Below are 26,928 nucleotides of genomic sequence, written 5' to 3'. Positions count from 1 at the left end.
TTGATGATCCCTAGAGTTCGCCGGGGCCGACAATGGTGCCTTGCGGCTGGTCGCAGAGCCGCCGCCCCAAGGCCTCGAACGGAGCGACGCGCTTGATCAGCGTCTCGACGTTGTCGGCCGGCAGGAACAGGTCGCGGCTTGAGATGTTGAGGAAGGTAAGCTCGAACGGGTTGGCCGAGACGATGACGTGGCGCCCAGGCGGCGCAACGTGCTCATCATCGGGATCGTCAGGCGTGTCGATGAAAGAAACGACCCGGCGCCCGCCACTCCACACACACGCAAGCAGGCCCGAGGCGACCGAAAACGGCCACTCCGCCTCGTTGTCGCTGCGGCTGATCGTCTGCAGCCGGACCTCGCTGGCGTCAGGTACGTGCAGCATGCCCTTTTCGTCGGCAAGGACGAAGGGCGCGGCCACGGCCGCTATGGTGGCGGCGAGCGTTGTCATCAGTGCGCGACGGCTGCGGCTGCCGCCTCGTCGATGAGACGGCCGGTGCGGAAGCGCTCGATGGTGAAGGGCGCATTGATCGGGTGCGGCTCGTCGCGGGCAATGGTGTGGGCAAAGACGTTGCCCGAGCCCGGCGTCGCCTTGAAACCACCCGTGCCCCAGCCGCAATTGACGTAGAGCCCCGGCACCGGCGTCTTGGCCAGGATCGGCGAACGGTCCGGCGTGACATCGACGATGCCGCCCCACGAACGCAGCATCTTCATGCGCGTGAACATCGGGAACATCTCGCAGATCGCATCGAGCGTGTGGTTGATGATGTGCAGGCCGCCGGTCTGCGAATAGGAAATGTACTGGTCGGTGCCGGCGCCGATGACCAGCTCGCCCTTGTCGGACTGCGAGATGTAGGCATGTACCGTGTTGGACATGACAACGCACGGGAATACCGGCTTGACCGGCTCCGATACCAGCGCCTGCAGCGGGTAGCTTTCGAGCGGCATGCGCACGCCGGCCATGTTCATGATGACCGAGGTGTGCCCTGCGGCAACGACGCCGACCTTCTTGGCGCCGATGAAGCCCTTCGAGGTCTCGACGCCCGAGACGCGGCCGTCGGGCGTACGGCGCACGCCCGTCACTTCGCAATTCTGGATGATGTGGACGCCGCGATCGGAGGCGCCGCGGGCATAGCCCCAGGCAACCGCGTCGTGCCGAGCGGTACCGCCGCGGCGCTGCAAGGCGGCGCCAACGACGGGATAACGCGCCGAGGCCGAGATGTTGAGCGGCGGACAGAACTCCTTGGCCTGCTCCGGCGTCAGCCATTCATTGTCGATGCCGTTCAGCCGGTTGGCGTGGACATGGCGCTTCAGCACCTGCACGTCATGGACGTTGTGCGCCAGCATCATCACGCCGCGCGCCGAATACATGACGTTGTAGTTGAGGTCCTGGCTGAGCCCGTCCCACAGCTTCAGCGCATGGTCGTAGATGCCGGCCGATTCGTCATAGAGGTAGTTCGAGCGGATGATGGTGGTGTTGCGGCCGGTGTTGCCACCACCGAGCCAGCCCTTTTCAAGCACCGCGACATTGGTGATGCCGTGCTCCTTGGCGAGATAATAGGCGGTTGCCAGGCCATGGCCACCGGCACCGACGATGATGACGTCGTATTCGCTTTTCGGCTCAGGCGAGGACCACTGTTCCTCCCAGCCCTTGTGTCCCCGCATCGCCTCACGGGCTATGGCAAAAACCGAATATTTCCGCATTTTTCAGGGCCTCGCTGATGCCGGAAGCTTGGGAGCGCGAGGTGTAGCACTAGCGAAATCCGACGACCAGCCTTAGACTGTTTGCGACGGGGCCTGCCGTTTTGCGCCACGCTTCTTCAAATGCCCATCACCCCGAAAAACTCCGGAGGTGCTGGAGTCTTTCATTTGCGAATTCTCCACTCGCCCGAACTCGGCACTGGTGGGCACAGCGTGCAATTGAAAAGCTCGGGAGATCAGACCGCATGGCTCCGGCTCGCCGGCTTCCAGGACGATCTTGGCAAGATTCTCATCTATGATCTTGCGCGGCCTCAAGGCCAGCCCCGCCGCGAACAGACGTAACCCAGGATGGGAATGGCTCGCCAGTTGCCGCACCATTGTTTCGGTCACCGCCCTCGAATAGCGGAACGACAGATCGAGCTCGGTGTAGATCGAGTTTGGCCGCTGCGATGCAGCGTTTCTGATTGCCATGGCAAATTGCCCTGAACCAGACAGACGAATGAACTCAATCACACGCCAGCGCACACCGCTGTCAGGATCCTCCAAGCACTGAAGAAGTTTGCCCAAAATCTCGCCGTGCTCTTCCGTCGTACAGTCAGTCAAGGCGCCAATCGCATTGAAGCGGATACCCGCGTTCGAAGAACCCATGAGTTCCGCAAGCTCCGGTATCATCGCCCTCGCGCGCCATCCAAGCTCGTTCGCCAGAAATGCGCCGAGGCCAAGCACCTTCTCGGACGGTGAGCTCAGCAGTGGGCGCAGATTATCGATCGGGAAGCCTTTGTCGAACTGGCCGTAGGCGTCCCAGAGCAACTCGCCCAATATGTTCGGGTCCCGCGACTCGGCGTCGAGCAAAATCTCAATCATTTCTTGGGGGGTCATATTTGAATGGGTGGCGCATCCACCCGCAAAGTCTTGACGATCGGAACGTAGAGACCGCCCTTCATCAGGTCAAGCGTTGGAGAAACAGTGCCGAAGTCGTGTCGGCCAAGCTTCCGTCAGAGTGTTCAACGCCATCACCAGGCCGACAGCCGCGTGCGACGGCGCCTACCGTTCGCGCCTCTGTTGGCGACAGCGGTTTCACCGCCGCTTCACGCCGCACGTATCGGGTGGCCCGTCGAGCACCGAATTGCGACCTGTGGGTCAGAGCCGGATGCCTCCGGCCGAAACGCCCACAGGAGCAGACATGTTCGATCTGAATGGAAAAACCGCAATCGTCACCGGAGCAAGCTCGGGCATCGGCCGCGCGACGGCGACGCTGTTTGCGCGGCAAGGCGCGCGTGTGGTGCTTGCAGCGCGTGGCGCCGCCGCCTTGGAAGCGCTCGCCAGGGAAATCTGCGCCGACGGCGGCCAGGCGGTAGCACTTGCCGGCGACGTCAGGGACGAGGCCTTTGCCCGCGCCCTGGTCGAGAAGGCAGAGGCGCAGTTCGGCGGCCTCGACATCGCCTTCAACAATGTCGGCCTCGTCGGCGAGATGGGTCCGATCACCGGGCTGGAACTGGCAAGCTGGACAGAGGTGATGGAGACCAACCTGACCAGTGCCTATCTCGGCGCCAAGTACCAGATCCCGGCGATGCTGGAGCGCGGTGGCGGCTCGCTGATCTTCACCTCGACCTTCGTCGGCTACACCGCCGGCATGCCGGGCATGGCGGCCTATGCCGCGAGCAAGGCAGGGCTTATCGGCCTGACGCAGGTGCTGGCGGCGGAGTACGGCTCGCAGGGCATCCGAGTCAACGCACTTTTGCCGGGCGGCACTGACACGCCAATGGCGACGTTCAAGACCGCCGACGAGCGCGCCTTCGTCGAGGGCCTACACGCACTGAAGCGCATCGCACAGCCCGAAGAGATCGCCCGCTCAGCGCTCTATCTCGCTTCGGAAGCCTCGAGCTTCACCACGGGCGCAGCCCTGCTCGCCGACGGCGGGGTGTCGATCAACCGGCTCTGATCAGGCCCGCCCGGGCTGTGCCCAGGCGAGGCCTGGGCACTCACAGCGATGACGCCGGGAGCGCAAAAGCTCCCGGCATGTCACGTTCTGCGACCGTGCCTTGTCATGTCTTCAGTAACAGCTCCGGCAGAGGATATGACCATGGACAATGTGACCACCACCCGAACCTCGACTAGCATCGCGATCGTCTTTCACAGCGGCTTCGGCCACACGCGGCGTCAGGCAGAAGCAATTGAGGCCGGCGTGCGTAAAGTCGAGGGCGTGGAGGCGCTGCTGCTGCCGGTTGAAGAAGTCGATCGGCACTGGGACGACCTCGAGGCGGCGCAAGCGATCATCTTCGGCACGCCGACCTACATGGGCGCTGCCTCGGCGGCGTTCAAAAGCTTTGCCGAGGCAAGCTCACGGTCGGTGATGGCAAAGGGCTATCTGTGGAAGGACAAGCTCGCGGCCGGATTTACAAACTCGGGCGCCCGGTCCGGCGACAAGCTCGCCACGCTGATCCAACTCACGCTGTTTGCGGCGCAGCACGGCATGCACTGGATCAATCTCGACCTGCCGCCGGCCAACAGCTCTGCTCAGGGCTCGGAAGCCGACCTCAATCGGCTCGGGTTCTGGCTTGGAGCCGCAGCCCAGTCGAACACCGACGAGGGGCCCGACACGGCGCCGCCCGAATCCGATCTCGCCACTGCCCGTCACCTCGGCAAGCGCGTCGCCGAGGCAGCACTTCAGTTTGCGCGCGGGCGTGACGCCGCCTTGCTGCCGGCCTAGTCTGGCGTGCGATGAACGAGATTTCGTTGACCTCGACCTTCACCGAGCAGCGGCCGGGCCTAGTCCGGCTTGCCTATCGCATGCTGGGATCGACAGCCGATGCGGAGGACGTCGTCCACGACGCCTGGCTGCGTTGGCTCGCCGCCGACCGCAGCATGGTGGAGGCGCCGGCTGCCTATCTGCGCACCATCGTTACGCGCCTGTGCCTCAACGAACTCAAATCGAGCCGAAGGCTGCGTGAGACCTATGTCGGCCCCTGGTTGCCGGACCCGATCTTCGACCCCGAGGACGGCGAGGCTGCCGACGACATAACGCTGCCCCTGATGATCGCGCTGGAGCGCCTGTCGCCTTTGGAGCGGGCGGCGTTTCTGCTGCACGACGTGTTCGGGCTGAAATTCGAGGCGGTAGCGGAAGCCATCGGCCGCGAAGCCACGACATGCCGCAAGCTCGCCAGTCGGGCGCGGGCGCATATCCATGACGCCAGGCCGCGTTTTGCCGTTCCGAAAGAGGAAGGCCTGCGCTTTGCCGCAGCCTTTTTCGATGCATCGAGGACGGGCGATCTCGCAGCCTTGCGTTCGATGCTCGCCGAGGATGTCGTTACCTATGCCGATGGTGGTGGCCGGGTTGCGGCCCCGTCCCAGCCGTTGGTCGGGATCGCTGCCGTCATGGCACGCCACGCCAGCCTTGCACGCCTGTTTGCCCTGCGTCCGTCACGGCTGATCCGTTATGCGATCATCGATGGTTTGCCGGGGTTCGTCACCCTGGAAGAGGAAACGACGGTCCAGACGACGGCGCTCAACATCGGGGACGGAAAGGTGATTGCGATCTACGTGACGCGCAATCCCGACAAGCTGCGCAACGTTCCGGCGATCGGCGGAGCGTGACCTGATATCACGCTCCTGGCGACGAGGCTCAGGCCGCGCCGAGACGCGCCGCCTTCATGTTGGGCAGGAAGATCGTCAGCAGGCCCAGCATCGGCAGGAACGAGCAGAGCTTGAAGACATACTCGATGCCGTGTGAATCGGCGATCACGCCGAGGACCGCGGCGGCGATGCCGCCGATGCCGAAGGCGAAGCCGAAGAAGATGCCGGCGATGAGACCGACGCGGCCGGGCACCAGCTCCTGGGCGAAGACAACGATGGCCGAGAAGGCCGAGGCCAGGATCAGGCCGATCAGCACGGTCAGCACCTTGGTCCAGAACAGGTCGGCATAAGGCAGCATCAGCGTGAACGGCAAAACGCCGAGAATCGAGAACCAGATCACCGTCTTGGCGCCGAAGCGATCGCCGATCGGGCCGCCGAGGAAGGTGCCGAGTGCCGCCGCGCCGAGGAACAGAAACAGCAGATACTGCGATTCCTGCACCGACACGCCGAAGCGCTCGATGACATAAAAGGTGTAGTAGCTCGACAGGCTGGCCGTGTAGGCCTGCTTGGAGCAGACCAGGATGGCCAGCACGACGAGCGCCGAGATGACTTTCTTGCGCGGCAGCGGGTTGAATAAGGTCGGCGCCGCGCGCTTGGCGGAACTGACGATGTGGCGGCTGTACCAGACGCTGACACGGATGAGCACGACGATGCCGACCATGGCAGCGATCGAGAACCAGGCAATGCCGCCCTGCCCCAGGGGCACGACAATAAAGGCGGCCAGCAACGGCCCGAGCGCCGAACCGAAATTGCCGCCGACCTGGAAGAGCGACTGGGCGAGGCCGAAGCGGCCGCCGGAGGCGAGACGCGCGACGCGTGACGATTCGGGATGGAAGATCGCCGAGCCCAGTCCGACGAAGGCCGAGCCGACGAGCAGCATCGAATAACTGTGCGCGAAAGCCAGCGTCACCAGGCCGATCAGCGTCAGGCACATGCCAATGGGCAGCGAGAATGGCAGCGGCTTCTTGTCGGTGTACATGCCGATGACCGGCTGCAGCAGCGACGCGGTGACCTGGAAGGTCGTGGTCAGAAGGCCGATCTGCCAGAAGTCGAGCTTATAGTCGTCCTTCAGCATCGGATAGAGCGACGAGATCAGCGACTGCATGACGTCGTTGAGGAAATGGCTGAAGCTGACCGCGAGAAGAATTGCCATCACCGTACCATCGGCGGACGACGAGCGGGCTGATATGGCGGTATCGGTCACGGCATTAACTCCGGGCGCATTTCAAGGGACAGGTTGCAATAGACCTGCCCGGCCGAGCTTTCATGGTGCACGATGCGGTACTGTGGGGGCCAGTTGTCACGCTTGGGATGCACTGGCCAGCGTAGCAAAACGCCCCGGCGTGATGCCGAAACGGGCGCGGAAATGACGCGTCATGTGGCTCTGGTCGGCAAAACCCGAGGCCGCCGCAGCCTCGGCCAACCCCTCGCCCGCGGCCATGCGGGAGCGGGCGTGCGCCAGCCTGCGCCCGACGAGATAGCGGTGCGGTGAGGTGCCGATCAAGCGGCGGAAGGCGCGGGAAAGTTCGAAACGGTCAAGGCCGGTGATGCGTTCGAGATCGCAAGACGTCACCTGCCGGTCGAACTCTTCGGTCAGGAACGAGCGTGCTACGGCGACCTCGTCGACGGGCAGTGCCGCCACGCGCTGCAGCCCGGCGTCATCGCTGCGCCGGGCGAGGTGTGCTGCGACATCGGATATGAAGGCATCAGCCTGCAGCGGCTCCATCGGATAGGGGAAATCGGCGAAGGCATCGTCGATCAGAGCGGCAAGTGCGGCATCGCGCTCGACCACTTCGGGCACGAAGGGCAACAGGCGGTCGCGGCCCAGCGCCCGACAGACGAGCCACGGCTCGATGTAGAGCATGCGGTAGGAAAAGCCCTCGGGCACACCGGCATGGCCGTCATGCACCTCATCGGGATGGATGACTATGCATTCGTCCCGGACGCTGATCCGGTCGCTGCCACGATAACGGAAGGCCTGCGCGCCCCAAAGCGTGTGGCCGACGGCATAGGTTTCGTGGCGATGCGGATCGTAGGCGTGGCCACCGAAGCGCGCGACCAGACGCTGCAGCCCGTGGACCGGCTCGTCGGTGGCGATGAAGTCTTCGGTCATTGATGCGGGAGACATCATGCGGGGTCCGCGCTGGCTGAATCCGCAATGTCGTGGCGCTCGCACAAACGTTCAAGACCCTTACGCCGGACGCGGCTAGCCTTGGGTCATGATGTACCCGACCAAGACCGCTCTCATCCTCCTCGACGAACTCGCGCCCTGGCAGAAGGTGAATGTCTCGGCATTCCTGACCGGCGGGCTGATGCACGGTTATCCCGAAATGGCAGGCGAGCCCTATAAGGACAATGACGACAATTTTTATCTCGCGATGATCCGCGAACCGGTCTTCGTCTATGGCGCGGACAGCCAGACGATACGGCGAACCTTCGAGCGGGCCCGTTCGCGCGGCATGGCGTTTTCGATCTACACGCGGCCGCTGTTCGTAACGAACAACGACGCCGACAACCGCGCCTCGGTGGCGGCAACGCCTGCCGCCGGGCTCGACATCGTCGGGCTCGGCCTGCATGGCGACCGCAAGCTCGTCGACAAGATCGTCAACGGACTGAAGTTTTTGGCGTAGCGCAGTTCCGGGGAAAGTGTGGTCCGTCCGGAATTGCGCCAATAACGATTACTTGCCCGCCGCCAAGCGCTTGGAGATCGGTTCGAACTCAGACGTCGACTTGCGCTTGACCGGATCGGGCTCGTTATTCTCCTGCGCTTCCCAATATTTCCAGTTCACCTTGCCCGAGCCAAGCTCGTAGTCCATGCCGTCCCAGGCGTCTTCGCGGAAGCTGTAGAAGGCCCAGTGCAGCTTGTCCTCGTCGAGGTTGGTCAGCACGTCCTCGAGATACTGCTTGCAGAACGGCAGGCGGCGCATGCAGCCGAACTCGCCGGCGACGACGCGGTTGCGCGCGATGCCGCGGCTGTCCGCCCACTCGACCGGCTGGTCGAGATAGGCGCGGACGCGCTCGGCATCCCATCTCTCCTCGCCGTTGCCGTAAGGCACCTTGCCCGGATAGGCGTAGGGCTTGTCGCGCTTCATGTTGGGCGCGCTGGTCGCGGCATAAGGCTCGTACATGTGGAAAGAGTAAAGGACGCGCTGATCGGCGAGGCCCGCCGGCCAATAAGAGAAGGCGTCGGCCGCGGCATACCAGCCGGCGTCGACCATGATGGGGGTCGCAGGATCGACTTCGCGGATCGCCGCGATGACCGTGTCGTAGAAGGCCCTGAGATCACGCGAGCTGCCGGCATTGTTGGTGTACCAGGCGCGCATCTCGGCGATGTTGGCGTGCTCGGCGAGCCCCCCTTCCTTTTCCGGCGTCGGCTCGTTGACGATGTTGTAGGCAGCGACGGCCGGATGGTCCTTGAGTTCGCGCGCCACGTCGCGCCAGAAGGCGGCGGCCTGGGTCCAGTAATCCTTGTCGGCCCACAGGCGGCCGTCGAACTTCCTGTCGTTGTTCTGGGCCCAGCGCATGCCGGGAAGCGATAGCGGTGCGATGACAACCTTGAGGCCGGCCTTGTCGGCGCGGTCGAGCACTCGCTTCAGCGTCTTCACGTCGGAGGCGACAAGGCCGTCATACTTGTCGGCGGTGCCGATCAGGAAGTCGCGCTTCTCCGGCTTCCACTTGTCATAGGACAGGCGCACCCAGGTGGCGCCATAGCCGCGCAGCGCATCGAAATAGGCCTGATCCGGCGGCAGGCGGTTGAAGCTGTTGCCGCCATGCTGCGGCTTGTCCCAGAAGCCGATGAGATCGGCCGCGTGCGCCTCCGGAATGGCGGCAGTGAGCGCCAGGGCGAAAATCAGTGAACGCATGGAGGGGCTTGCCTATGGGAACTGGAAATGAGAGTGGCTTCCTTGACAAGGAATGCGGCGGAAGTGGGCACAGTGCAGCGCCACTTTTCGCACAGACCGCAGGAAGTGCGGCCTTTGCAGTGGACAAGCAGGGCTGATTCTGCTATCTGCCGCCAACAATTCCCGGTGGAACCCATCGTGGAGGCGTTGTGGCTATTGCCGTAGCCTCCAGATTACGAACCCGAAAGACAGGATCACACGTGCAGGTACTCGTCCGCGATAACAATGTTGACCAGGCGCTTCGCGCGCTGAAGAAGAAAATGCAGCGCGAAGGCATCTTCCGTGAAATGAAGATGCGCGGTCACTACGAGAAGCCTTCTGAAAAGCGTGCTCGCGAAAAGGCTGAAGCCGTTCGCCGCGCCCGCAAGCTGGCCCGCAAGCGCGCCCAGCGCGAAGGCCTGCTGCCCAGCACGCCGCGCCCGGCTGCTGCCGCTGGTGCAGGCGCTGGCGCACGTCCGGCACGTTGATCTGCCAATCTTTGGTCCTTTTCGAAGGATAACGACAAGGTGGGGCGACCAAAAATCGCCGCCACCTTTTTGTTTTGTCCGGACGTCACCGGACGCGGCGCTCAAGCCGTAGAGGCGCAAGCGAGGGACACGCAGCGATGAATGCAGTCATGAGCAACCGCAACTCCCTGCTGCGCGGCGGCGCCATGACAGCTTTGGTGCTGGTATCCATGGCCGTTGCCGGCTGCCAGTCGTCCGGCCCGGCCGGCGAGCTGACCCGCATCGACACGATGCAGGGTTCGAGCGAGAACATCTCGTCGCTGAGTGCCGTCATCTCCAGCAATCCCAACGACCCCGAAGCCTACAATGTGCGCGGCTCGGCTTATGGCCGCGGCGGCAAATACCGCGAGGCACTGCAGGATTTCGACCGGGCACTGCAGCTCAACCCGAACTTCTACCAGGCCTACTCGAACAGGGCGCTGATCTACCGCTTCATGGGCAACCAGGCCTCGGCGCTGGCCGACTACAACAAGGCGATCCAGCTCAACGCCTCCTATGACGCTGCCTATATCGGCCGCGGCAATCTCTACCGCAAGGCGGGCCGCACCCAGGACGCCTTCAACGATTTCCAGAAGGCGATCGAGCTCGACACCACCGACCCGCGCGCCTACCACAATCGCGGCCTGATCTATCAGCAGCAGGGCCAGCACGCCTTTGCGCTCGAGGATTTCTCCAAAGCGATCTCACTGTCGCCTGACGCAGCCGAGCCGTATAACGGCCGCGGCCTGTCCTATCTCGCCACCGGCGACGACGACAACGCCTTCGCCGACTTCAATATGGCAATCAAGCTCGACGGCAAGATCGCTGAAAGCTGGGCCAACCAGGCGCTGATCTACGAGCGTCGTGGCGACAAGGCCAAGGCCGCCAAGGCTTATGCCGAGGCAGTGCGCCTCGATCCCAACTACAAGCCTGCTGTCGACGGCCTCGCCCGCACGCGCGGCGGCGCCTGACCTTCGCGACGAGGCATTGCCGTGAACTGCCTCGTCGTGCTGTCGCATCCGCTGCCCGACAGCCTGAACCGACATTTCGCAGAGACGGCAATCGCCGAGCTCACCGGCGCCGGCCATCAGGTCGAGCTGCTCGACCTCTACCGCACAGCTTACGATCCGCGCCTGACACCCGCCGAGCGTAGCTCCTATTATGGCGAGCGCTTCGACGCATCGGCACTCGACGCCCACCCAAAAACCCTGCGCGAGGCCGAGGTGCTGGTGCTGGTGTTCCCGACCTGGTGGTTCGGCCTGCCGGCGATGCTGAAGGGCTGGGTCGACCGGGTGTTCGCCCCTGGCATCGCCTTTGATCACGGCAGCGATTTCGGCCCGATCAAGCCGCTGCTCGGCGAGCTCCGCCATGTCATTGTCATCACCACACTCGGCAGCCCGTGGTGGATTGACCGGCTGCTCATGCGCCGTCCGGTGCGCCGCATCCTGAAATGGGGTGTATTCAAGGCTTGTGCGCCGAAGGCCCGCTTCGCTATGCTGTCGTTTTATGCCGCAGAAAAGCCGCAGCCGGAGCGCGTGATGCGATTCGCTGGCGAGATTCGCCGGCGATTGCGTGAGATCGGCTAGCCGCGCCTGAGGGAACCTTTCGGCGGCTATGCGGTTGATATCGCTTCATGCCTGAAAGGATTCCCCCAATGAAAAAGCTCGCCATCCTTGCCCTTGCCCTGGTGCCCTTTGCGGCACCCGCACACGCGCAGTTCGGCGCCAAGCTCGGCATGCTCAGCTGCACCGTCAACGGCGGCACCGGCTTTGTCATCGGCTCGAGCAAGGACATGCAGTGCACGTTTACGCCAGCCTTCGGCAACCGCGCCCAGGAGATCTATTCCGGCCGCATCAACAAATACGGCGTCGACATCGGCACTACTACCGGCGGCGCGCTGGAATGGTTGGTACTGGCGCCGAGTCGCGACGTCTATGACCCGGGCGGCCTCGCCGGCAACTATCTCGGCGCGACAGCCGAAGCGACGGTCGCCGTCGGCCTCGGCGCCAACGTGCTCGTCGGCGGCTCGGGCCGCTCGATCGCGCTGCAGCCGGTCAGCCTGACCAACCAGACCGGCCTCAACGCCGCCGTGGCGATCGGCGCGCTGCAGCTGACCGCACCTCTCAAGTAAGCTGCAGTCACCGTTTCAAAGTGCCGGGGTGCAAACAGCGCTCCGGCATTTTTGTGCCGATGACGCGGCATCTGCCGCAATCGTTCGGTCGCACTTGCCCTCTTTCCCGGTTCGAGATTTCCGGGCATTTCTGCGCCCAACTGGAGATCCAGCGCGGAGGGAATGAGCATGCCCGAGACAGCCAGCCTGATCGCATTTGCTGCCATTGCCCTTGGCATGGTGCTGACACCGGGCCCCAACATGATCTACCTGGTGTCGCGTTCGCTGAGCCAGGGCCCCAGGGCCGGCCTGATCTCGCTCGGCGGGGTGGCGCTCGGTTTCATCGTCTACATGCTGTGCGCGGCCTTCGGCATCACGGCGCTGATATTCGCCGTTCCTTACGCCTATGACGCCATCCGCTTCGCCGGCGCCGCCTACCTGCTCTGGCTCGCCTGGCAGGCCCTTCGCCCGGGTGGACGTTCGCCCTTCCAGGTGCGGCAGCTGCCCAAGGACACGCCGCGCAAGCTGTTTGCCATGGGCTTTCTCACCAATCTGCTGAACCCCAAGGTCGCCGTGCTCTATCTGTCGCTGCTGCCGCAGTTCATCGATCCGGCCGACGGCAGCGTGCTGACCCAGCTTCTGGTACTCGGCACGATCCAGATCTCGATCAGCATTACGGTCAACGCACTCATCGCCATCTCCGCCGGCTCGATCTCCACCTTCCTCGCCAGCAACCCCGGCTGGGTCGCAGTGCAACGCTGGCTGATGGGCACGGTGCTGGCCGGTATGGCCGTGAAGATGGCAACCGAAGCCCAGCGCTAGAGCAACTCCAGGAAAAGTGTGTGGCGGTTCTCCGTCCGGAATTGCGCCAACAAAAAAGAGATCCGCGATTCGAAGAATAGCGGAAACGCTCTAGACTGCCGGACCAGCCGGCTTGATGCGTCGGCGCGCGGCGGGCTTCGGCGCAGGCGGATCGGGGTCCGCCTTGCGGCCGAGATCGACGGCGTCGCGCAGCACGTCGAGATGGCTACGCGGGCCGCGCTCACCAGAAGGCAGCACCTCCCAGCCCTCGGCCGCCGTCGACCAGTAATTGGTGTGGGTGAAGATACGGCCGAGCGCCCAGGTCAGGCTGACCTGGATGTTGAGGATGCCGGGGCCGAAATTTTCGACCAGCGGTCCGGAGATCGGATCGCCGGTCAGCCAGCCATTGCCCTTGTCGTGGATGTTGGTCCAGCGCGTCGCGGAAAAGACCGCAGCGTGGTGTGGGTATCTAGGCGACCGCGAGGGGTAGAGGATGTTGGGGTTCTTGCCCTCCGACACTGGCGGGCATGTCGACAGCAGCCGCTCGTCGACCGCCTTGGCGAAGTCGGCCGCATTGTGCGTAACGAGGAACTCGGCATGGGTGAGCGGGCTGCCGAAGGTGACGAAATCGCTGACCTTCCAGCTGTCGAGCTTGTCGGACGGTGCGGTGCTCAGCTGCCGATAGAGCTGCCATTGCAGGCCGCGAAACTCAGCCAGCTCTGCGGCATCCATCGTGACCTTGGCGCGCCCGGCGCTGTCGATGGGCAGCGCCTTCTTGCCGACAGCGCGGAACGCCTTGAGCAGCTCCGGCTCGCTGCGCCTGTTGCGGCCGCTCGGCGCGCGTTCGGCCCACAACAGCTGCAATATGTCGTAGGCGACGATGGTGCCCAGGCTGTGGGCGACAACGACGATGCGGTCATAGGCCGGGTCGTCGTTCAGCCCGCGCAGCAGCGCCAATCCCCTCTCCCGCACCTCTGTTCGCTTGACGATGGTGTCGGGCTCGGCCCGGACATAGATGGCGACGTCGCCGAAATAGGGCACCAGGAACTGGCTGACCAGCCAGCCGACGGCCACGGCAGCGATGCTCCAGACCCAGCCGGGGAAGAGCACCTTGCCCAGCCCGAACCACTCGATCAGGTTGGGAACGATGAGCAGCGTAGCGATCAGCGCAGTGACCGCCCAGGCGGCGATGTAGAGCCGCCGTGCATCGACGGGCACATCCGACCACTTTCGCAGCAAAAGGCCCTTCACCCAGGCCACAAGGCGCTGGACGGTGGTGCCCTGAGTAATGTCGGACCAGTAGAGCTCGTAGAACTCGGTCCGCCGTCCGTCGACGTCATCGGGCGTGGTGATGCGGCGCAGCTCGTAGGACCGCGCGCGCCGGTCAGGGTGGACCCAGCTCTTGTTGATCAGGCCATCACCGTCGGGATCCGGCTTGCGCGCACCGAACTTGCCTTCCGTCCGACTGAGATCGGAACTCCAGACAGCACTGACGAAGCTGCGGATTGTATCCATCGGCCGCTGCTCGCCCATGCCGTGGACGATGACCACGGCCTGGCGCGCATTGTCCTTGGCCGCAGGCCGTATTGGTGCGGGGCTGACATTCATCGCAAATCCCCCCTGACAAGAGCGAAGACTATTCAGCAAGCAGACTGTTCAGAAACAGGGGCAGCCTATGCCAGTTCAAGGCAACAAAGAAGCCCGGGCGTTGCCGGGCTTTTGTTTGTCAGGGTGTGGATGGGCTGATGTGTTGTCTCAGTGATCCATGGCCTTGACGATTTCTTCGGTCATCTTCTTGGCGTCGCCGAGCAGCATCATGGTGCCGTCCTTGTAGAACAGCGTGTTGTCGATGCCGGCATAGCCGGAGCCGAGGCTGCGCTTGACGAACAGGCAGGTGCGGGCCTTGTCGACGTCGAGGATCGGCATGCCATAGATCGGCGAGCTCTTGTCGTCACGTGCCGACGGGTTGGTGACGTCGTTGGCGCCGATGACATAAGCGACGTCGGCCTGCGAGAACTCCGAGTTGATGTCTTCGAGCTCGAAGACCTCGTCATAGGGCACGTTGGCCTCGGCAAGCAGCACGTTCATGTGACCGGGCATGCGGCCGGCGACCGGGTGGATGGCGTATTTGACTTCCACGCCATTGGCCTTGAGCTTGTCGGCCATCTCGCGCAGCGCATGCTGGGCCTGGGCCACGGCCATGCCGTAGCCCGGCACGATGATGACCTTCTGGGCGTTCATCATCAGATAGGCGGCGTCGTCAGCGGCACCTGTCTTGACCGTGCGCTGGATGCCGTCGTCGACAGCTGCCGCCGTCTCGCCGCCGAAGCCGCCAAGAATGACCGAGATGAACGAGCGGTTCATGCCCTTGCACATGATGTAGGACAGGATCGCACCGGACGAGCCGACCAGCGCACCGGTGATGATCAGCGCGAGATTGCCCAGCGTGAAGCCGAGTGCCGCTGCTGCCCAGCCCGAATAGGAGTTCAGCATCGACACCACGACAGGCATGTCGGCGCCGCCGATCGGGATGATCAGGAGCACGCCGAGCACAAGCGACAGTGCCACGATCAGCCAGAAGATGGTCGTCGACTGGGTGGTGACCAACAGCACGATCAGCACGACCAGGCCGATGCCGAGGGCAGCGTTGATCAGGTGGCGGGCCGGCAGCATGATCGGTTTGCCCGACATGCGGCCGTCGAGCTTGAGGAAGGCGATGACCGAGCCGGTAAACGTGATGGCGCCGATGGCAACGCCAAGGCTCATCTCGACAAGCGCCTGGCCGTGGATGGCGCCGACGGCACCGATGCCGAAGCTTTCCGGCGCATAGATCGCGGCAGCGGCGACCATCACGGCGGCCAGACCGACGAGGCTGTGGAAGGCAGCGACCAGCTGCGGCATCGAGGTCATGGCGATGCGCCGGGCGGTGACCGCACCGACACCGCCGCCGATGACGAGGCCGAGCACGATCAGCCCGAGGCCGCCGGCAGAGGGCTTGGCCAGCGCCAGCGTGGTCACGATGGCGATGCCCATGCCGATCATGCCGTAGGTGTTGCCCTTGCGGCTGGTGGTCGGATGCGACAGGCCGCGCAGCGCCAGGATGAACAGGATGCCGGAGACGAGATAGAGGAAGGAAGCAAGGTTCAGGGTCACGTCACTTGTCCTTCTTCTTGTACATCGCCAGCATGCGCTGGGTGACGAGGAAGCCGCCGAAGATGTTGACCGAGGCCAGCACCAGGGCGACGAAGCCGAAGCCGGTGGCAAGGCCGGAAGCGGCGATGCCGACGGCCAGCAGCGCACCGACGACGATGACCGAGGAGATGGCGTTGGTGACGGCCATCAGCGGCGTGTGCAGCGCCGGCGTCACCGACCAGACGACGTAGTAGCCGACGAAGATCGCCAAAACGAAGATGGCGAAGCGGAACACGAACGGGTCGACCGCCCCGCCGGTGACGGCATGTGCCGCATTGCCGGCAGCTTCGGCCGCACCTTCAGATGTGGCGAGATCCTGGACGCCGAGCCGGACGGCGGCAACCGCCTGGTCGAGCTGGTCGAGGGCTTTCTGAAGACCTTCCATCACGCGTCTCCCTCAGATGATGTCTTCGTGCCGGCGCTTGGCGCCGACTTCTTGGCAGTGGCTTTTTGGGCAGCGGGCTTTTTCGCAGCCGCCGGTTTGTCTGCTTTGGCGGCGGCCGGCTTCTTCGCCGTTGCCTTGGCAGGTGCTGCACCGTCGCTCGCCGGGTCGTCACCGCGGTTCTGGCCGGCCACGATCGGCTTGGGCTTGTCCGCAGCCGCAGCCGCTGCCGCATTGGCGAAGTTCGGATGCACCACCTTGCCGCCATCGGTCAGCATGGTTGCCTTGACCAGCTCGTCGTCGCGGTTGATGGCGATCTGCTTGGTGGTCTTGTCGACCATGGTCTCGAGGAAGGCGAACAGGTTCTTGGCGTAAAGCAGCGAGGCGGAGGCAGCGACCCGGCCCGGCACGTTGAGATGGCCGACGATCTTTGCCCCATTGGCTGACGTGACGACCTTGCCCGGCACCGCACCCTCGACATTGCCGCCGCGCTCGACGGCGAGGTCGACAAGCACCGAACCCGGCTTCATCGAGGCGACCATCTGGGCCGACACCAGCTTCGGCGCCGGACGGCCCGGGATCAGGGCGGTGGTGATGACGATGTCCTGCTTGGCGATGTGCTCGGCGGTCAAGGCCGCCTGCTTGGCCTGATACTCCTTGGACATCTCCTTGGCGTAGCCGCCGGCGGTCTCCGCTGCCTTGAACTCCTCGTCCTCGACGGCGAGGAACTTGGCGCCGAGCGAGGCGACCTGCTCCTTGACAGCCGGACGCACGTCGGTGGCCGTCACGATCGCGCCCATGCGGCGTGCGGTGGCGATCGCCTGCAGGCCGGCAACGCCGACGCCCATGATGAACACCTTGGCAGCAGGAACCGTGCCGGCTGCCGTCATCATCATCGGCAGCGCCCGGTCATATTCGGCAGCACCGTCGATGACCGCCTGATAGCCGGCGAGATTTGCCTGCGACGACAACACGTCCATCACCTGGGCTCGGGTGATGCGCGGCATGAACTCCATGGCAAACGCCGTCACCCCCGCCTTGGCCATCGCCGCCACACCGGCCTCGTTGCCATAAGGATCCATGGTGGCAAGCACGGCAGCGCCCGGCTTGTAGCCCTTGACCTCGGCCTCCGAGGGACGGCGCACCTTGAGCACCACATCGGCCTTGGCGGCATCACCGGCCTTGCCGATGACAGCCCCGACCGCCGCATAATCGGCATCGGGAATGCGCGACAAGGTGCCTGCACCCGTCTCGACAACAACCTCGAAGCCAAGACCCACCAGGCGTTTCACCGTATCCGGTGAAGCCCCCACACGGCTCTCAATCGCATCCAACTCTCTGGGTATGAATATCGTCTGGCCCACCGTGACGTCCTTTCGGCTGGAACCTTACCAAACGTAAAGTGCCGGACGCACACAGACGCGTCGGCGCCTTACCAACGAAATCGACTGGGCTAGTGACGAAAAGACCGCCGACGCACCCGCACCAAAAACTTATCAGGACCATGCCCTGCCGGGCGCTTCGCCGGCAAGGTTATTGCGTGCAGCCGCTTTTGGTCCACGCCCTTCGCAGGAAGATCGTCGGTTCAGCTTCGACCGGAAATTGGCCGTGACAGGAACCGGCGCGGGAACCCGGCGGCTGCCGGAAATCAATCAGCGGATATGGGTCGGCACGTCGCGCAGCAGATAGCCGCCGACGCCGCAGATGATCAGAAACAGCACGAGGCTGGAGAAGAAGCCGGCCGGCGTAAAGAAGCCGAAGGCCATGGCGATCATCAGCGCCACGCAGAACAGCGTGCCGTATTTGGACAGCATAATGAACATCGAATAGGTTTTCTCGTGCTCGGCGTAATCCATCTGCGCGCCAAGTTCGATCGGGCCGGTCGGCGTGGTATCAGCCATGAGAGTCCCCTCCGGAAAACGAGTTCAAGGGCACATACCTAAATGCGCGCTGCAGGGCAATGGAAAGATTGCCCCTTTGGCTGCGACAAGATTATCAATCCCCAACGGGGAAATAAATGCTCATTTGATCAAACGCAAGCGTTTGTTGCGAAAGCGATGACTGATATTGCGATGCCGGAATGGTGGCGGGTTTTGAAAAGCAGGGTGGCTGGCAGTGCGGAGGTGCCGTCCAGATGCGAATGAAAGCCTAGCGGACCTGGTTCGCGACTGGTCAGGCTGGGGCGGGTTCAGGTTGCGGCGGTTCAGACCGGAAGCCTTCCGACTACCTGGGTGCGCCGGGCTCCGCACTGGCGGTGGATGAGGGCGAGAATGAGTTCAGCATGATCAGGCAAGGGCACGCCGCCACAGCGAGAGCCGCGCCGATTACTGGCCAAGGGGGACAATGATGCTAGTTCTTGCAAGCCTCGTTGAGCGACCATGGCGCATGCGACGTGGCGAACTTGTTGGCTTCCTGATCGACCAGCGGGGCGATCATCTTGGCATCGGCGGTCAGCGGGTGCGATGCCTTGACGAAGCGGTTGCCGTCCCACTGCAAAAACCAGGCGCTGCCATTGCCGGCATGGTTGGCGCAAGTCGTCGCGAACGGGCCGATCATGCCTGACATGCCGAGGGCTGCCAGCCTGGCATCGTCGATCTTGAGGTTCTCCAGCCCCCAGCGCATCTGTTCGCCGCTGATCAGCCTTTTGTCGAAGTGCTCCTGGGCCGCCTTTATCGCCTCGGCCGACAGCATCGAGATCATGACGCCGCGCTGGTAGAACAGCTTGTCGGGCGCCTCGGCAGGCGTCTGCGACTTGCCGGCATCGATGACATATTTGCGGATGTCCTTGATCACCTCGGCATCCGGCGCGGGCAGGTTCCACGACAGGGCGCGATAGCCCTTGGCCGCCTCGCCCACAGCCTTCAGGTCGTCGTCATGCGCCGACCACCAGATGCCGACGAGCCTGTCCATCGCAAAGCCCGATCTAACCGCCTCGGCCAAGGCACCCGCATTCATCGCGCCCCAGCCCCACAAGAGCACAAAATCCGGGCGCTCGGCCTTGATCTTCGCCCATTGCGCCGACTGGCTCTGCATCTCCTTGGCCGCCACAGGCACGGGCAGCAGCGTGAAGTCAAAACTGTCGGCATATGCCTGCAACAGCGGGATCGGCTCCTCGCCATAAGGACCGTCGAGATGCAAAAGCGCGATCTTCTTGCCACGCAGATTGTCGAGGTCGTCGCCCGATATGCCCTTGAGCATCATCGAGGCGCCGTCCCAGTAGCTGACCGGAGGATTGAAGGCCCAGGGAAAACGCTTGCCGTCTGCCATGGCCGAAAAGCCGTATCCCGGCGCGAGCACAGGTGCCTTGTCGACGCTGGCCTTGGGCAGCAACTCAAGAGTGATCGCGGGCGACCAGGGCTGGGTGACAAGGCTCGACGCCTTGGCCTTGTCGTAGCACTCCAGAGCCTTGTCGACGCTGAAGCCGGTCTCGCACTCGTCGTAGTTCAGCCTGATGCCGTTGATACCGCCGTCGCGCTCGTTGAGCATCAGCATGTAGTCGCGCTGGCCGTCCATCAGCGGAGTACCGGCATCGGCGAAAGGGCCGGTGCGAAAGGTCATATTGGCGACGGTGAGCGTGTCTCCAGCAGCCAGCACCGGAGCGGGCAGGATCATCCCGAGCAGCAATGCGGCCCGCAACAGGTGTTTTGTGGTCGGCGTCGTCATTGTTCCCGCGGATTCCGGATCACATTGCCGCCGACCTTACGCGAAGCTCAGGCGGCTTCGCGAAAATATTTTGCCGTCGGCAGGATGGTCAGCGGCGCGAGCTCGCCCATCGGCTGCCTGCTGAACATCAACCTTTGTTCCATCGGCGTCGACTTGAAGAATGGGAAACGCTGGAACGAGCGCTCGCGGATGCTGTTGACGTCGGCGCGATAGAGCACGACCTGGTAGTTGAGGCCGGGATAATCGCGCAACTCGCCGATCTGCTCCGACTTGTAGATGCGGCGGTAGAAGCCGGCATGCTCGGGACGAATGGTCGACAGGCAGTAAGGCGCGTCGAAATAGAAGCAGGCCATGCCGGCCAGGCGCAGCGTGAGATAAGGTATCTGAGGATAGACACGCGACCAGTCCGGATCTGCAGCGAAGCGGCTGGGATCGACGAAGTTGGCGCCGGCCGCCAGCTGGGGGCGCAGGATATCGCCATAGACGGTCGTCGACGGCGACGCCGGCGTGTCGCGACAGGCATGATGGATGCGCAGCGTGCTGACCAGTTGACCATCGATGTAGATGCCGAATTTGTAGCAGTTCTCGGCATCGTCGAGATCATCATGGATGGTGTGGTCGGGATTTTCCGACACCATGTCGCTCAGACGGTACGACTTGTAGCGGAGGCGATAGATGTCTTCGAGGTCTTCGCCCTTGTCGCAGCGCCGGTATTCGGCCCGCTCGAGCAGACTTGAAACATGGCTCGCGAAACTCGAGCCTTCACCGGACACACTGCCACTCTTGACGTCGGCGTCGCCGCCGGACGTCGCTTGATGGATCGTCATGGTATTCCCCGTACTTCCGCCCAATCGAAGGGTAGCGGAGGCCGGTTTGATGTAAAGATAAAATTCAAAATGTTCCTATTTACCTTCCATTAAGGTTAACAATTAATGGAAAAACAAGCGTTTTTGCCAGTTGCGCGACCTGCCCTTTCGCTTACTTTATCGACGGGCTGAAATGCGTGCGAGACCGATGTCCTTGGCAAAGGGCCAGACGGTGTTGGACATGGTTTCAATGCCGGACGACGACAGCGCCGAACCGAACAGGAAGCCCTGGACGAGGTCGGGGTGGACCTCGACAGCGAGGATCTTGAGCTGTTCGAAGGTCTCGACGCCCTCGACGGTGACCGACAGGCCGAGCGGCCGTGACAGGTCGACGATGCCTTTCAGCAGCTTCAGCGAGCGCGGGTTCTGCGCGACATCGGCAAGGAAGCTGCGGTCGATCTTGACCTTGTCGAGCGGCAGCTTGTGCAGATAGCTCAAGCTGGAATAGCCGGTACCGAAGTCGTCGAGCGCAATGCGCACGCCCAGTGCCTTGAGTTCCTCGATGTAGCTGCGCGTCGACGACTTGTCGTCGAGCAGCGCCGTCTCGGTGACTTCGATTTCGAGACGATGCGGCGCGAGGCCTGAAGCCACAAGCGCGCCGCGGACCTTCTCGACGACATCGCGGTCGCGGAAGTCCTTGGCGGACAGGTTGACCGACACGCCGATCGGCGCCGGCCACTTGGCGCATTCGGCGCAGGCTGCCTGCAGCACGAAGGTGCTGATGTCGGAGATGATGCCCATCTCCTCGGCGAGCGGAATGAAGGTTGCCGGCGAGACCGGGCCAAGCTCTGGATGGTCCCAACGGCACAACGCCTCGCAGCTGGCGATACGCATCGTGCTCATCGAAACGATCGGCTGGTAGACCACGCGGAGCGCGCGCGCTTCAACCGCATTGCGCAGATCGGCCTTCATCAGCTGGCGATTGCGGAAGGCGGCGTCCATCACCGCCTCGAACAGCTGCCAGCTGTTCTTGCCGGATTCCTTGGCCTTGTAGAGCGCGAGGTCGGCCTTGACGATCATCGCATCGACATCGGATTCACGCACCTTGCCGAGCACGGCGCCGCCGCTGGCCTGGATGCGCAGCACATGGCCGGCGACATCGACCTCGCCCTGCAATTCGGCGAACATGCGGTCGAGCATCAGCTTGAGATGGCTCTCGTCATCGACCTTGTCGAAATAGATCATGAACTCGTCGCCGCCGAAGCGGCTGACCTTGACGGCATCGGAGGCAAACGCTGCCAGCCGCTCGGCGACGGCGTAGATCAGCCCGTCGCCGACAGGATGACCAAGCGTGTCATTGACGCTCTTGAAGTCGTCAAGGTCGAGCACGGCGAGCGCGCACAGCCGTTCGCGGTCGCCGGAGAGTACGCATTCAGCCGCCACTTCATGGAAATAGGCGCGGTTGGGCAGCCCGGTCAGGCCATCGTAGCGGGCCATGAAACGGATCTTCTCTTCGGCGGCGACACGAGCTGTCACGTCCTCGAAGGTGATGACGCCAAGCTCCTGGCTGCCTTCGCGGGCCGAGAACTCCAGGCACTGGCCGTTGGCGAGCGAGACCAGGACCTTGCGGTCCCTGCCCTCGCGCAAAGCGCGGGTCAGCTGTGCCTCGATGTAGCGGCAATCCTTGAGCGCGAGTTGGCCGCCGGCGACGCCGCGCATCAGCAGGCCATGGATCGAGCGGCCGAGCAGCGCCTCGGGCGATTTGACCGACATCAGATGCGCAGCTTCCGCGTTGGCCACAGCCACGCGACCGTCGGGGCCGAGCATGACCAGGCCGTGCGACATGGTGTTGAGGGCACGATTGAAGCGCTGGGCGATGCGGTTGGCCTTCTTCTCCTCCGACACTGCGGTGAACAGCACGTCGCGCACCGTATCGGCGAATTTGCGGATGGCGTAGAGGAACGGCGCCGACAGCAGGCCCAGGAAGACGTGGTAAAAATCGCCACGCAGCAGAAAGCCGAGCGAGATCGCCCAGGTCATTGTCACGGTGAAGATCATCACCATGCGCGGCGAGCCGTAATTGCGGCCGGCAATCGAGGTGGCCGATGCAAGCGTCACGCAGACCGAGGCGATTTCGGCGAAAGGATCATAGGCGAAATAAATGCCGGCGAGGCAGAACGAGCCCAGCGCCAGGCCATGCAGAGTGCCATAGAGGATGTAGTCGTTTTCGCGCTTGTGCGCTTCTTCCCACGTCGTGGCAGCCGGTAAGCTGTTGTATTTGCGGAAGTTTCGCATGCGCAACGTGGCGACGAGCACCATGAACAGCGCAACGACAAGATAGAGCGGGTGAGCGGTTTTCCACCAGACGACGCCGATCAGGACCGTCTGCGCAACCATACCAACAGCCAGCGTCGCGCCATCGCGGAAAAGCGTTTCCACGAAGGGTATGTAGACGTCGACCGGTATCTCGTTGTTTCTTCTGCGCATCCGAGGCCTGCCTGGGAGGCCAAGGACTGCCACATCCACCTTAAGAAAGGCTTAGAAAGCGCGCACTTATACGCCAGTAACGCCACTCAATCGCGTGCCAAAACTTCTAATTTAGGTTCAGGTAAACAAGTCGTATCGCCTATTCGGCAGCCTGGAGCGTGGGGCTTACCGGCGCGGCAGCCAACCTCTTGACCAGCCGTTCCCGTTCCCCCGATGCCTTGTCGACGCTGGCATGCTTTACGTGACCATAGCCGCGGATCAGCTGCGGCACCGATGCCAATGCGGCCGCAGCGTCAAGATTGTCGCTCGTAAGTGCGCCCCGGATCAGCTCGAGATCGGCCTCGTAGCGGTCGAGCAATGCACGCTCCATACGTCGCTCGGCGGTGTAGCCGAAGATGTCGAGGGCACCACCCCGCAGGCCCTTCATCGCCGAAAGCAGCCTGAAGCCCTTCATCATCCATGGACCGAAGCTCGATTTGCGCGGCACCCCGTCAGCACCCTTGCGGCCGAGGATCGGCGGCGCAAGATGGAACTCAAGCCGGTCGTAGCCTTGGAATTGCTTGGCCAGCTCGCGTTGGAACGAGCCGTCGGAATAGAGCCGCGCAACCTCGTATTCGTCCTTGATCGCCATCAGCTTGAACAGCGAGCGCGCCGCCGCATCGGTGACGATTGTCGAGCCCGGCTTAGCCTTCTGCTCGGCGGCGCGGAGCGCGGCGATGCGGCCGGTGTAGCGCTCGGCATAGGCAGCGTTCTGATAGGCTTTCAGGAACGCGGCGCGGCGCGCGATCATCTCATCGAGTGTCTGGGCGACGACAGGCTCATCGCCGCGGGTGGTCCGGCCGATCATGGCGCGGACGAACTCCGGATCATGGGCGGCGCGGCGGCCCCAGCGGAACGCCGCGACATTCATCGCCACCGCTTCGCCATTGAGAGCGATCGCCTTTTCGACCGCTTCAGTCGACAGTGGCAGGCCGCCATGCTGGAATGCAAAGCCGAGCATGAACATGTTGGCACCGAGCGAATTGCCGAACAGCGCAGATGCGGTGTGGGTGGCGTCGAAGAAATGCGCGTTCGCCTCGCCCGCCGCATCGCGGATCGTCTTCTTCAGCCGCTCCGTCGGCAGCGAAAAGTCGGCCGAGCGCGTGAACTCGCCGGGCATGATCTCTGCGGTGTTGGCGACGAAGATGGTGTGGTTTTCGCGAACCGCCGCCAGCACCTTCTTGGCGCCCGACACGACGAGGTCGCAGCCGAGGATCAGGTCGGCCTTGCCGGCCGAGACGCGGATGGCGTTGATGTCGTCCGGCGAACGGGCGATGCGGACATGGGTGAACACCGAACCGCCCTTCTGGGCGAGGCCGGCCATGTCGATCATGCCGCAGCCTTTGCCTTCGAGGTGGGCGGCCATGCCGAGGATCGCGCCGACGGTGACGACACCAGTGCCACCGACGCCGTCGATGATCGCTGCCCAGCCGTCGCGGTCGAGCGCAAAAGGCTTCGGCTCCGGCACACCCTGCAACGCGTCACTGGTTCCGGCGATGCCTTCGGCCTTGCGGATCTTGGCACCATGCACCGTCACGAAGGACGGGCAGAAGCCGTTGACGCAGGAAAAGTCCTTGTTGCAGCTCGACTGGTCGATCTTGCGCTTGCGACCGAACTCGGTTTCGACAGGCTGGATCGAGACACAGTTGGACTTGACGCCGCAGTCGCCGCAGCCCTCGCAGACGAGCTCGTTGATGAAGACGCGCTTGTCCGGATCGGGAAAGGTGCCGCGCTTGCGGCGACGGCGCTTCTCGGCAGCGCAGGTCTGGTCATAGAGCAGGACGGTGACGCCCTTGATGTCGCGCAGCTCGCGCTGAACGAGGTCGAGATCGTCGCGGTGATGGAAGGTTGTACCGGCAGGAAACTGCGAACGGCCGCCATATTTGTCCGGCTCGTCGGTGACCACGGCGATGCGCTCGACGCCCTCGGCACGGACCTGGCGGGCAATCATGTCCACGGTCAGGCTGCCTTCATGCGGCTGGCCGCCGGTCATCGCAACCGCGTCATTGTAGAGGATCTTGTAGGTGATGTTGGCATCCGAGGCGAGCGCGAAGCGGAGCGCCAGCGTGCCGGAGTGGTTGTAGGTGCCGTCGCCGAGATTCTGGAAGATGTGCTCGCGCTTGGTGAACGGCGCCTGGCCGACCCATTGCGCGCCCTCGCCGCCCATGGCGGTGAAGCCGACGGTGCTGCGGTCCATCCACAATGACATGAAGTGGCAGCCGATACCGGCGCCGGCGATCGAGCCCTCAGGCACCTTGGTCGAGGAATTGTGCGGGCAGCCGGAACAGAAGAACGGCGTGCGCGACGCCACGTCCTTGGTGTCGGCCAGCATCGCCTGATACTGGCGCAAGCGGCTGACGCGGGCGGCGATCTCTTCCGACGGGCCGATGACCTTGAGCACGCGCTCGCCGATGGCAATGGCGATGTCGTTGGGGTCGAGCGCGCCCTTGGCCGGAAACAGCCAGTCGCCGCGCTCGTCCCGCTTGCCGACGACCTTGGGCTGCATCGAGGTGCCGTAGAGCTCCTCGCGCACCTGAACCTCTAGCAACGAACGCTTTTCCTCGACGACGACGATCATCTCGAGGTCACGGGCAAACTCCCTGATGTGCTCGATGTCGAGCGGCCACGGGCAACCGACCTTGAACAGGCGGATGCCGAGCTGGTTGGCGCGACTCTCGTCGATGCCGAGATCGTCGAGCGCCTGGCGCACGTCGAGAAAGCTCTTGCCGACGGTGATGATGCCGATCTTGGGTTTGCGGCCGCCGGAATAGACGATGCGGTTGATGTTGTTGGCGCGGATGAACGCGGACGCAGCCGCCCGCTTGTATTCGTGCAGCCGCGCTTCCTGACCGAGCTGGTCGAGCTCGTGGCGGATGTTGAGCCCGCCTGAGGGCATGTCGAATTCGGGGATGACGATGTTGAGCCGACCGAGCGAGGCATCAACGGAGGCCGTCGATTCGATGTTGTCCTTCACGCATTTGATTGCCGCCCAGGTGCCGGCGAAGCGCGACAGGGCAAAGCCGTAGAGTCCGTAGTCGATCAGCTCCTGCACCCCGCCCGGATTGAGGATCGGGATCATCGTGTCGACGAACAGGAACTCGGTGGCGTGTGCGTTGGTCGAGGATTCGGCGGTATGGTCGTCGCCCATCAGCGCCAGAACGCCGCCCTTCTTCGAAGAGCCGGCGAGATTGGCATGACGGAAGACATCGCCCGAGCGATCGACGCCGGGACCCTTGCCGTACCAGACGGAAAAGACGCCGTCGTGCTTGCCTTCGCCCATAAGCTCAGCCTGCTGCGAGCCCCAGCAGGCCGTGGCGGCGAGTTCTTCGTTGAGACCGGGCTGGAAGACGATGTTGGACTGCGCCAGCTGCGTCTTGGCTTTCCATAGCTGCAGGTCGAGGCCGCCAAGCGGCGAGCCGCGATAGCCCGAGACGAAGCCCGCCGTATCGAGGCCCGCGAGCCTGTCGCGCTCGCGCTGCATCAGCAGCATGCGGATGACGGCTTGCGCGCCGGATAGAAAAATCCGCTCCTTGCCCAGATCGAACTTGTCGTCGAGAGCGACGTTGTGAAGCGTCATCAGCATTTCCTGTGCCCCAACCACCCTCGATTCGGGCGGTTGACCTTGGGTAGCTTAGCGATAGCTTTTCCGGGCGCGGCTGTCGCGTCAAACGAAATTCTTTGCCTGGGAAAAAGAACAATCGAAGGTGCCGATCGGCGTCGACCGCGCAGGAAT

Annotated in this window: 24 protein-coding genes; 9 read left to right on the top strand and 15 right to left on the bottom strand. The window is 63.5% G+C overall.

What is annotated here, in order from left to right:
• Positions 1-10 precede the first annotated feature (10 nt).
• The 3 genes from IG197_RS20710 to IG197_RS20700 all read right to left on the bottom strand — a co-directional run bounded on the left by IG197_RS20710 (position 11) and on the right by IG197_RS20700 (position 2,559).
• A complete protein-coding gene (locus tag IG197_RS20710) occupies positions 11-445 on the bottom strand; it encodes a hypothetical protein (RefSeq protein ID WP_192314684.1) in 435 nt (144 codons plus the stop codon).
• Positions 445-1,698, bottom strand: a complete 1,254-nt coding sequence (locus tag IG197_RS20705) for a sarcosine oxidase subunit beta (RefSeq protein ID WP_192314681.1) — start codon at positions 1,696-1,698, stop codon at positions 445-447. The genes IG197_RS20710 and IG197_RS20705 overlap by 1 nt, the downstream gene beginning before the upstream one ends.
• 72 nt (positions 1,699-1,770) lie before the next feature.
• Positions 1,771-2,559: a HEAT repeat domain-containing protein gene (locus tag IG197_RS20700; protein WP_192314680.1), complete on the bottom strand. Its 789-nt coding sequence runs from the start codon at positions 2,557-2,559 to the stop codon at positions 1,771-1,773.
• Positions 2,560-2,878: 319 nt separating this feature from the next.
• Here IG197_RS20700 and IG197_RS20695 point away from each other — a divergent pair, with 319 nt between their 5' ends.
• The 3 genes from IG197_RS20695 (at position 2,879) to IG197_RS20685 (ending at position 5,289) form a co-directional block, all read left to right on the top strand.
• Positions 2,879-3,637: an SDR family oxidoreductase gene (locus tag IG197_RS20695; RefSeq protein ID WP_192314679.1), complete on the top strand. Its 759-nt coding sequence runs from the start codon at positions 2,879-2,881 to the stop codon at positions 3,635-3,637.
• Positions 3,638-3,778: 141 nt separating this feature from the next.
• Positions 3,779-4,405 carry a flavodoxin family protein gene (locus tag IG197_RS20690; RefSeq protein WP_192314677.1) on the top strand — a complete coding sequence of 209 codons (627 nt, stop codon included), beginning with the start codon at positions 3,779-3,781 and terminating at the stop codon, positions 4,403-4,405.
• An 11-nt stretch (positions 4,406-4,416) separates the two neighbouring features.
• Positions 4,417-5,289 carry a sigma-70 family RNA polymerase sigma factor gene (locus IG197_RS20685; RefSeq protein ID WP_192314675.1) on the top strand — a complete coding sequence of 291 codons (873 nt, stop codon included), beginning with the start codon at positions 4,417-4,419 and terminating at the stop codon, positions 5,287-5,289.
• 28 nt (positions 5,290-5,317) lie between these two features.
• On the opposite strand, the gene IG197_RS20680 is transcribed toward IG197_RS20685, so the two are convergent.
• Positions 5,318-6,481, bottom strand: a complete 1,164-nt coding sequence (locus IG197_RS20680) for an MFS transporter (protein ID WP_192319894.1) — start codon at positions 6,479-6,481, stop codon at positions 5,318-5,320.
• A gap of 147 nt (positions 6,482-6,628) precedes the next feature.
• Positions 6,629-7,456 (bottom strand): AraC family transcriptional regulator, encoded by an 828-nt coding sequence (locus IG197_RS20675; RefSeq protein WP_210346879.1) that lies wholly within the window; start codon positions 7,454-7,456, stop codon positions 6,629-6,631.
• 91 nt (positions 7,457-7,547) lie between these two features.
• Between IG197_RS20675 and IG197_RS20670 the strand changes: the two genes are divergently transcribed.
• Positions 7,548-7,958 carry a DUF2000 domain-containing protein gene (locus IG197_RS20670; protein ID WP_246765206.1) on the top strand — a complete coding sequence of 137 codons (411 nt, stop codon included), beginning with the start codon at positions 7,548-7,550 and terminating at the stop codon, positions 7,956-7,958.
• 48 nt (positions 7,959-8,006) lie between these two features.
• On the opposite strand, the gene IG197_RS20665 is transcribed toward IG197_RS20670, so the two are convergent.
• The gene (locus tag IG197_RS20665) at positions 8,007-9,191 is read right to left on the bottom strand and encodes a glycoside hydrolase family 5 protein (RefSeq protein ID WP_192314673.1); all 1,185 of its coding nucleotides are present in this window, start codon (positions 9,189-9,191) and stop codon (positions 8,007-8,009) included.
• 239 nt (positions 9,192-9,430) lie between these two features.
• On the opposite strand from IG197_RS20665, the gene rpsU reads away from it, so the two are divergent.
• The 5 genes from rpsU (at position 9,431) to IG197_RS20640 (ending at position 12,647) form a co-directional block, all read left to right on the top strand.
• Positions 9,431-9,697, top strand: a complete 267-nt coding sequence (gene rpsU, locus IG197_RS20660) for a 30S ribosomal protein S21 (RefSeq protein WP_067958156.1) — start codon at positions 9,431-9,433, stop codon at positions 9,695-9,697.
• Between the two features lie 149 nt (positions 9,698-9,846).
• Complete coding sequence (locus tag IG197_RS20655; RefSeq protein ID WP_371746472.1) at positions 9,847-10,686, top strand: tetratricopeptide repeat protein; 840 nt, start codon at positions 9,847-9,849, stop codon at positions 10,684-10,686.
• Between the two features lie 21 nt (positions 10,687-10,707).
• Positions 10,708-11,301, top strand: a complete 594-nt coding sequence (locus IG197_RS20650; RefSeq protein WP_192314671.1) for an NAD(P)H-dependent oxidoreductase — start codon at positions 10,708-10,710, stop codon at positions 11,299-11,301.
• A gap of 68 nt (positions 11,302-11,369) precedes the next feature.
• Positions 11,370-11,846, top strand: a complete 477-nt coding sequence (locus tag IG197_RS20645; protein ID WP_067958149.1) for a DUF992 domain-containing protein — start codon at positions 11,370-11,372, stop codon at positions 11,844-11,846.
• Between the two features lie 168 nt (positions 11,847-12,014).
• Positions 12,015-12,647, top strand: a complete 633-nt coding sequence (locus IG197_RS20640; protein WP_192314668.1) for a LysE family translocator — start codon at positions 12,015-12,017, stop codon at positions 12,645-12,647.
• A gap of 90 nt (positions 12,648-12,737) precedes the next feature.
• Here the strand turns inward: IG197_RS20640 and IG197_RS20635 are convergent, their stop codons facing one another.
• The 9 genes from IG197_RS20635 to IG197_RS20595 all read right to left on the bottom strand — a co-directional run bounded on the left by IG197_RS20635 (position 12,738) and on the right by IG197_RS20595 (position 26,772).
• A complete protein-coding gene (locus IG197_RS20635; protein ID WP_192314665.1) occupies positions 12,738-14,234 on the bottom strand; it encodes a hypothetical protein in 1,497 nt (498 codons plus the stop codon).
• Between the two features lie 147 nt (positions 14,235-14,381).
• Positions 14,382-15,779 carry an NAD(P)(+) transhydrogenase (Re/Si-specific) subunit beta gene (locus IG197_RS20630; RefSeq protein ID WP_192314663.1) on the bottom strand — a complete coding sequence of 466 codons (1,398 nt, stop codon included), beginning with the start codon at positions 15,777-15,779 and terminating at the stop codon, positions 14,382-14,384.
• 1 nt (position 15,780) lies between these two features.
• Positions 15,781-16,203 (bottom strand): proton-translocating transhydrogenase family protein, encoded by a 423-nt coding sequence (locus IG197_RS20625; protein ID WP_067958142.1) that lies wholly within the window; start codon positions 16,201-16,203, stop codon positions 15,781-15,783.
• A complete protein-coding gene (locus IG197_RS20620) occupies positions 16,203-17,564 on the bottom strand; it encodes a Re/Si-specific NAD(P)(+) transhydrogenase subunit alpha (RefSeq protein ID WP_192314660.1) in 1,362 nt (453 codons plus the stop codon). Before IG197_RS20620 ends, IG197_RS20625 begins: the two co-directional genes overlap by 1 nt.
• A gap of 288 nt (positions 17,565-17,852) precedes the next feature.
• On the bottom strand, positions 17,853-18,101 hold the full coding sequence (locus tag IG197_RS20615) for an aa3-type cytochrome c oxidase subunit IV (RefSeq protein WP_067958134.1): 249 nt from the start codon (positions 18,099-18,101) through the stop codon (positions 17,853-17,855).
• A 448-nt stretch (positions 18,102-18,549) separates the two neighbouring features.
• Positions 18,550-19,863, bottom strand: coding sequence for an ABC transporter substrate-binding protein (locus IG197_RS20610; protein ID WP_192314657.1), 1,314 nt, complete (start codon positions 19,861-19,863; stop codon positions 18,550-18,552).
• A 47-nt stretch (positions 19,864-19,910) separates the two neighbouring features.
• Positions 19,911-20,690 carry a hypothetical protein gene (locus IG197_RS20605; protein WP_067958128.1) on the bottom strand — a complete coding sequence of 260 codons (780 nt, stop codon included), beginning with the start codon at positions 20,688-20,690 and terminating at the stop codon, positions 19,911-19,913.
• Between the two features lie 156 nt (positions 20,691-20,846).
• The gene (locus tag IG197_RS20600; protein ID WP_067958125.1) at positions 20,847-23,156 is read right to left on the bottom strand and encodes a bifunctional diguanylate cyclase/phosphodiesterase; all 2,310 of its coding nucleotides are present in this window, start codon (positions 23,154-23,156) and stop codon (positions 20,847-20,849) included.
• A 139-nt stretch (positions 23,157-23,295) separates the two neighbouring features.
• The gene (locus IG197_RS20595) at positions 23,296-26,772 is read right to left on the bottom strand and encodes an indolepyruvate ferredoxin oxidoreductase family protein (protein WP_192314654.1); all 3,477 of its coding nucleotides are present in this window, start codon (positions 26,770-26,772) and stop codon (positions 23,296-23,298) included.
• Between the last annotated feature and the right edge of the window lie 156 nt (positions 26,773-26,928).

Origin of the sequence: Aminobacter sp. SR38 (genome assembly GCF_014843375.1) — a bacterium.
GTDB lineage: Bacteria > Pseudomonadota > Alphaproteobacteria > Rhizobiales > Rhizobiaceae > Aminobacter > Aminobacter ciceronei.
This window is presented reverse-complemented; position numbering and strand designations above follow the sequence as displayed.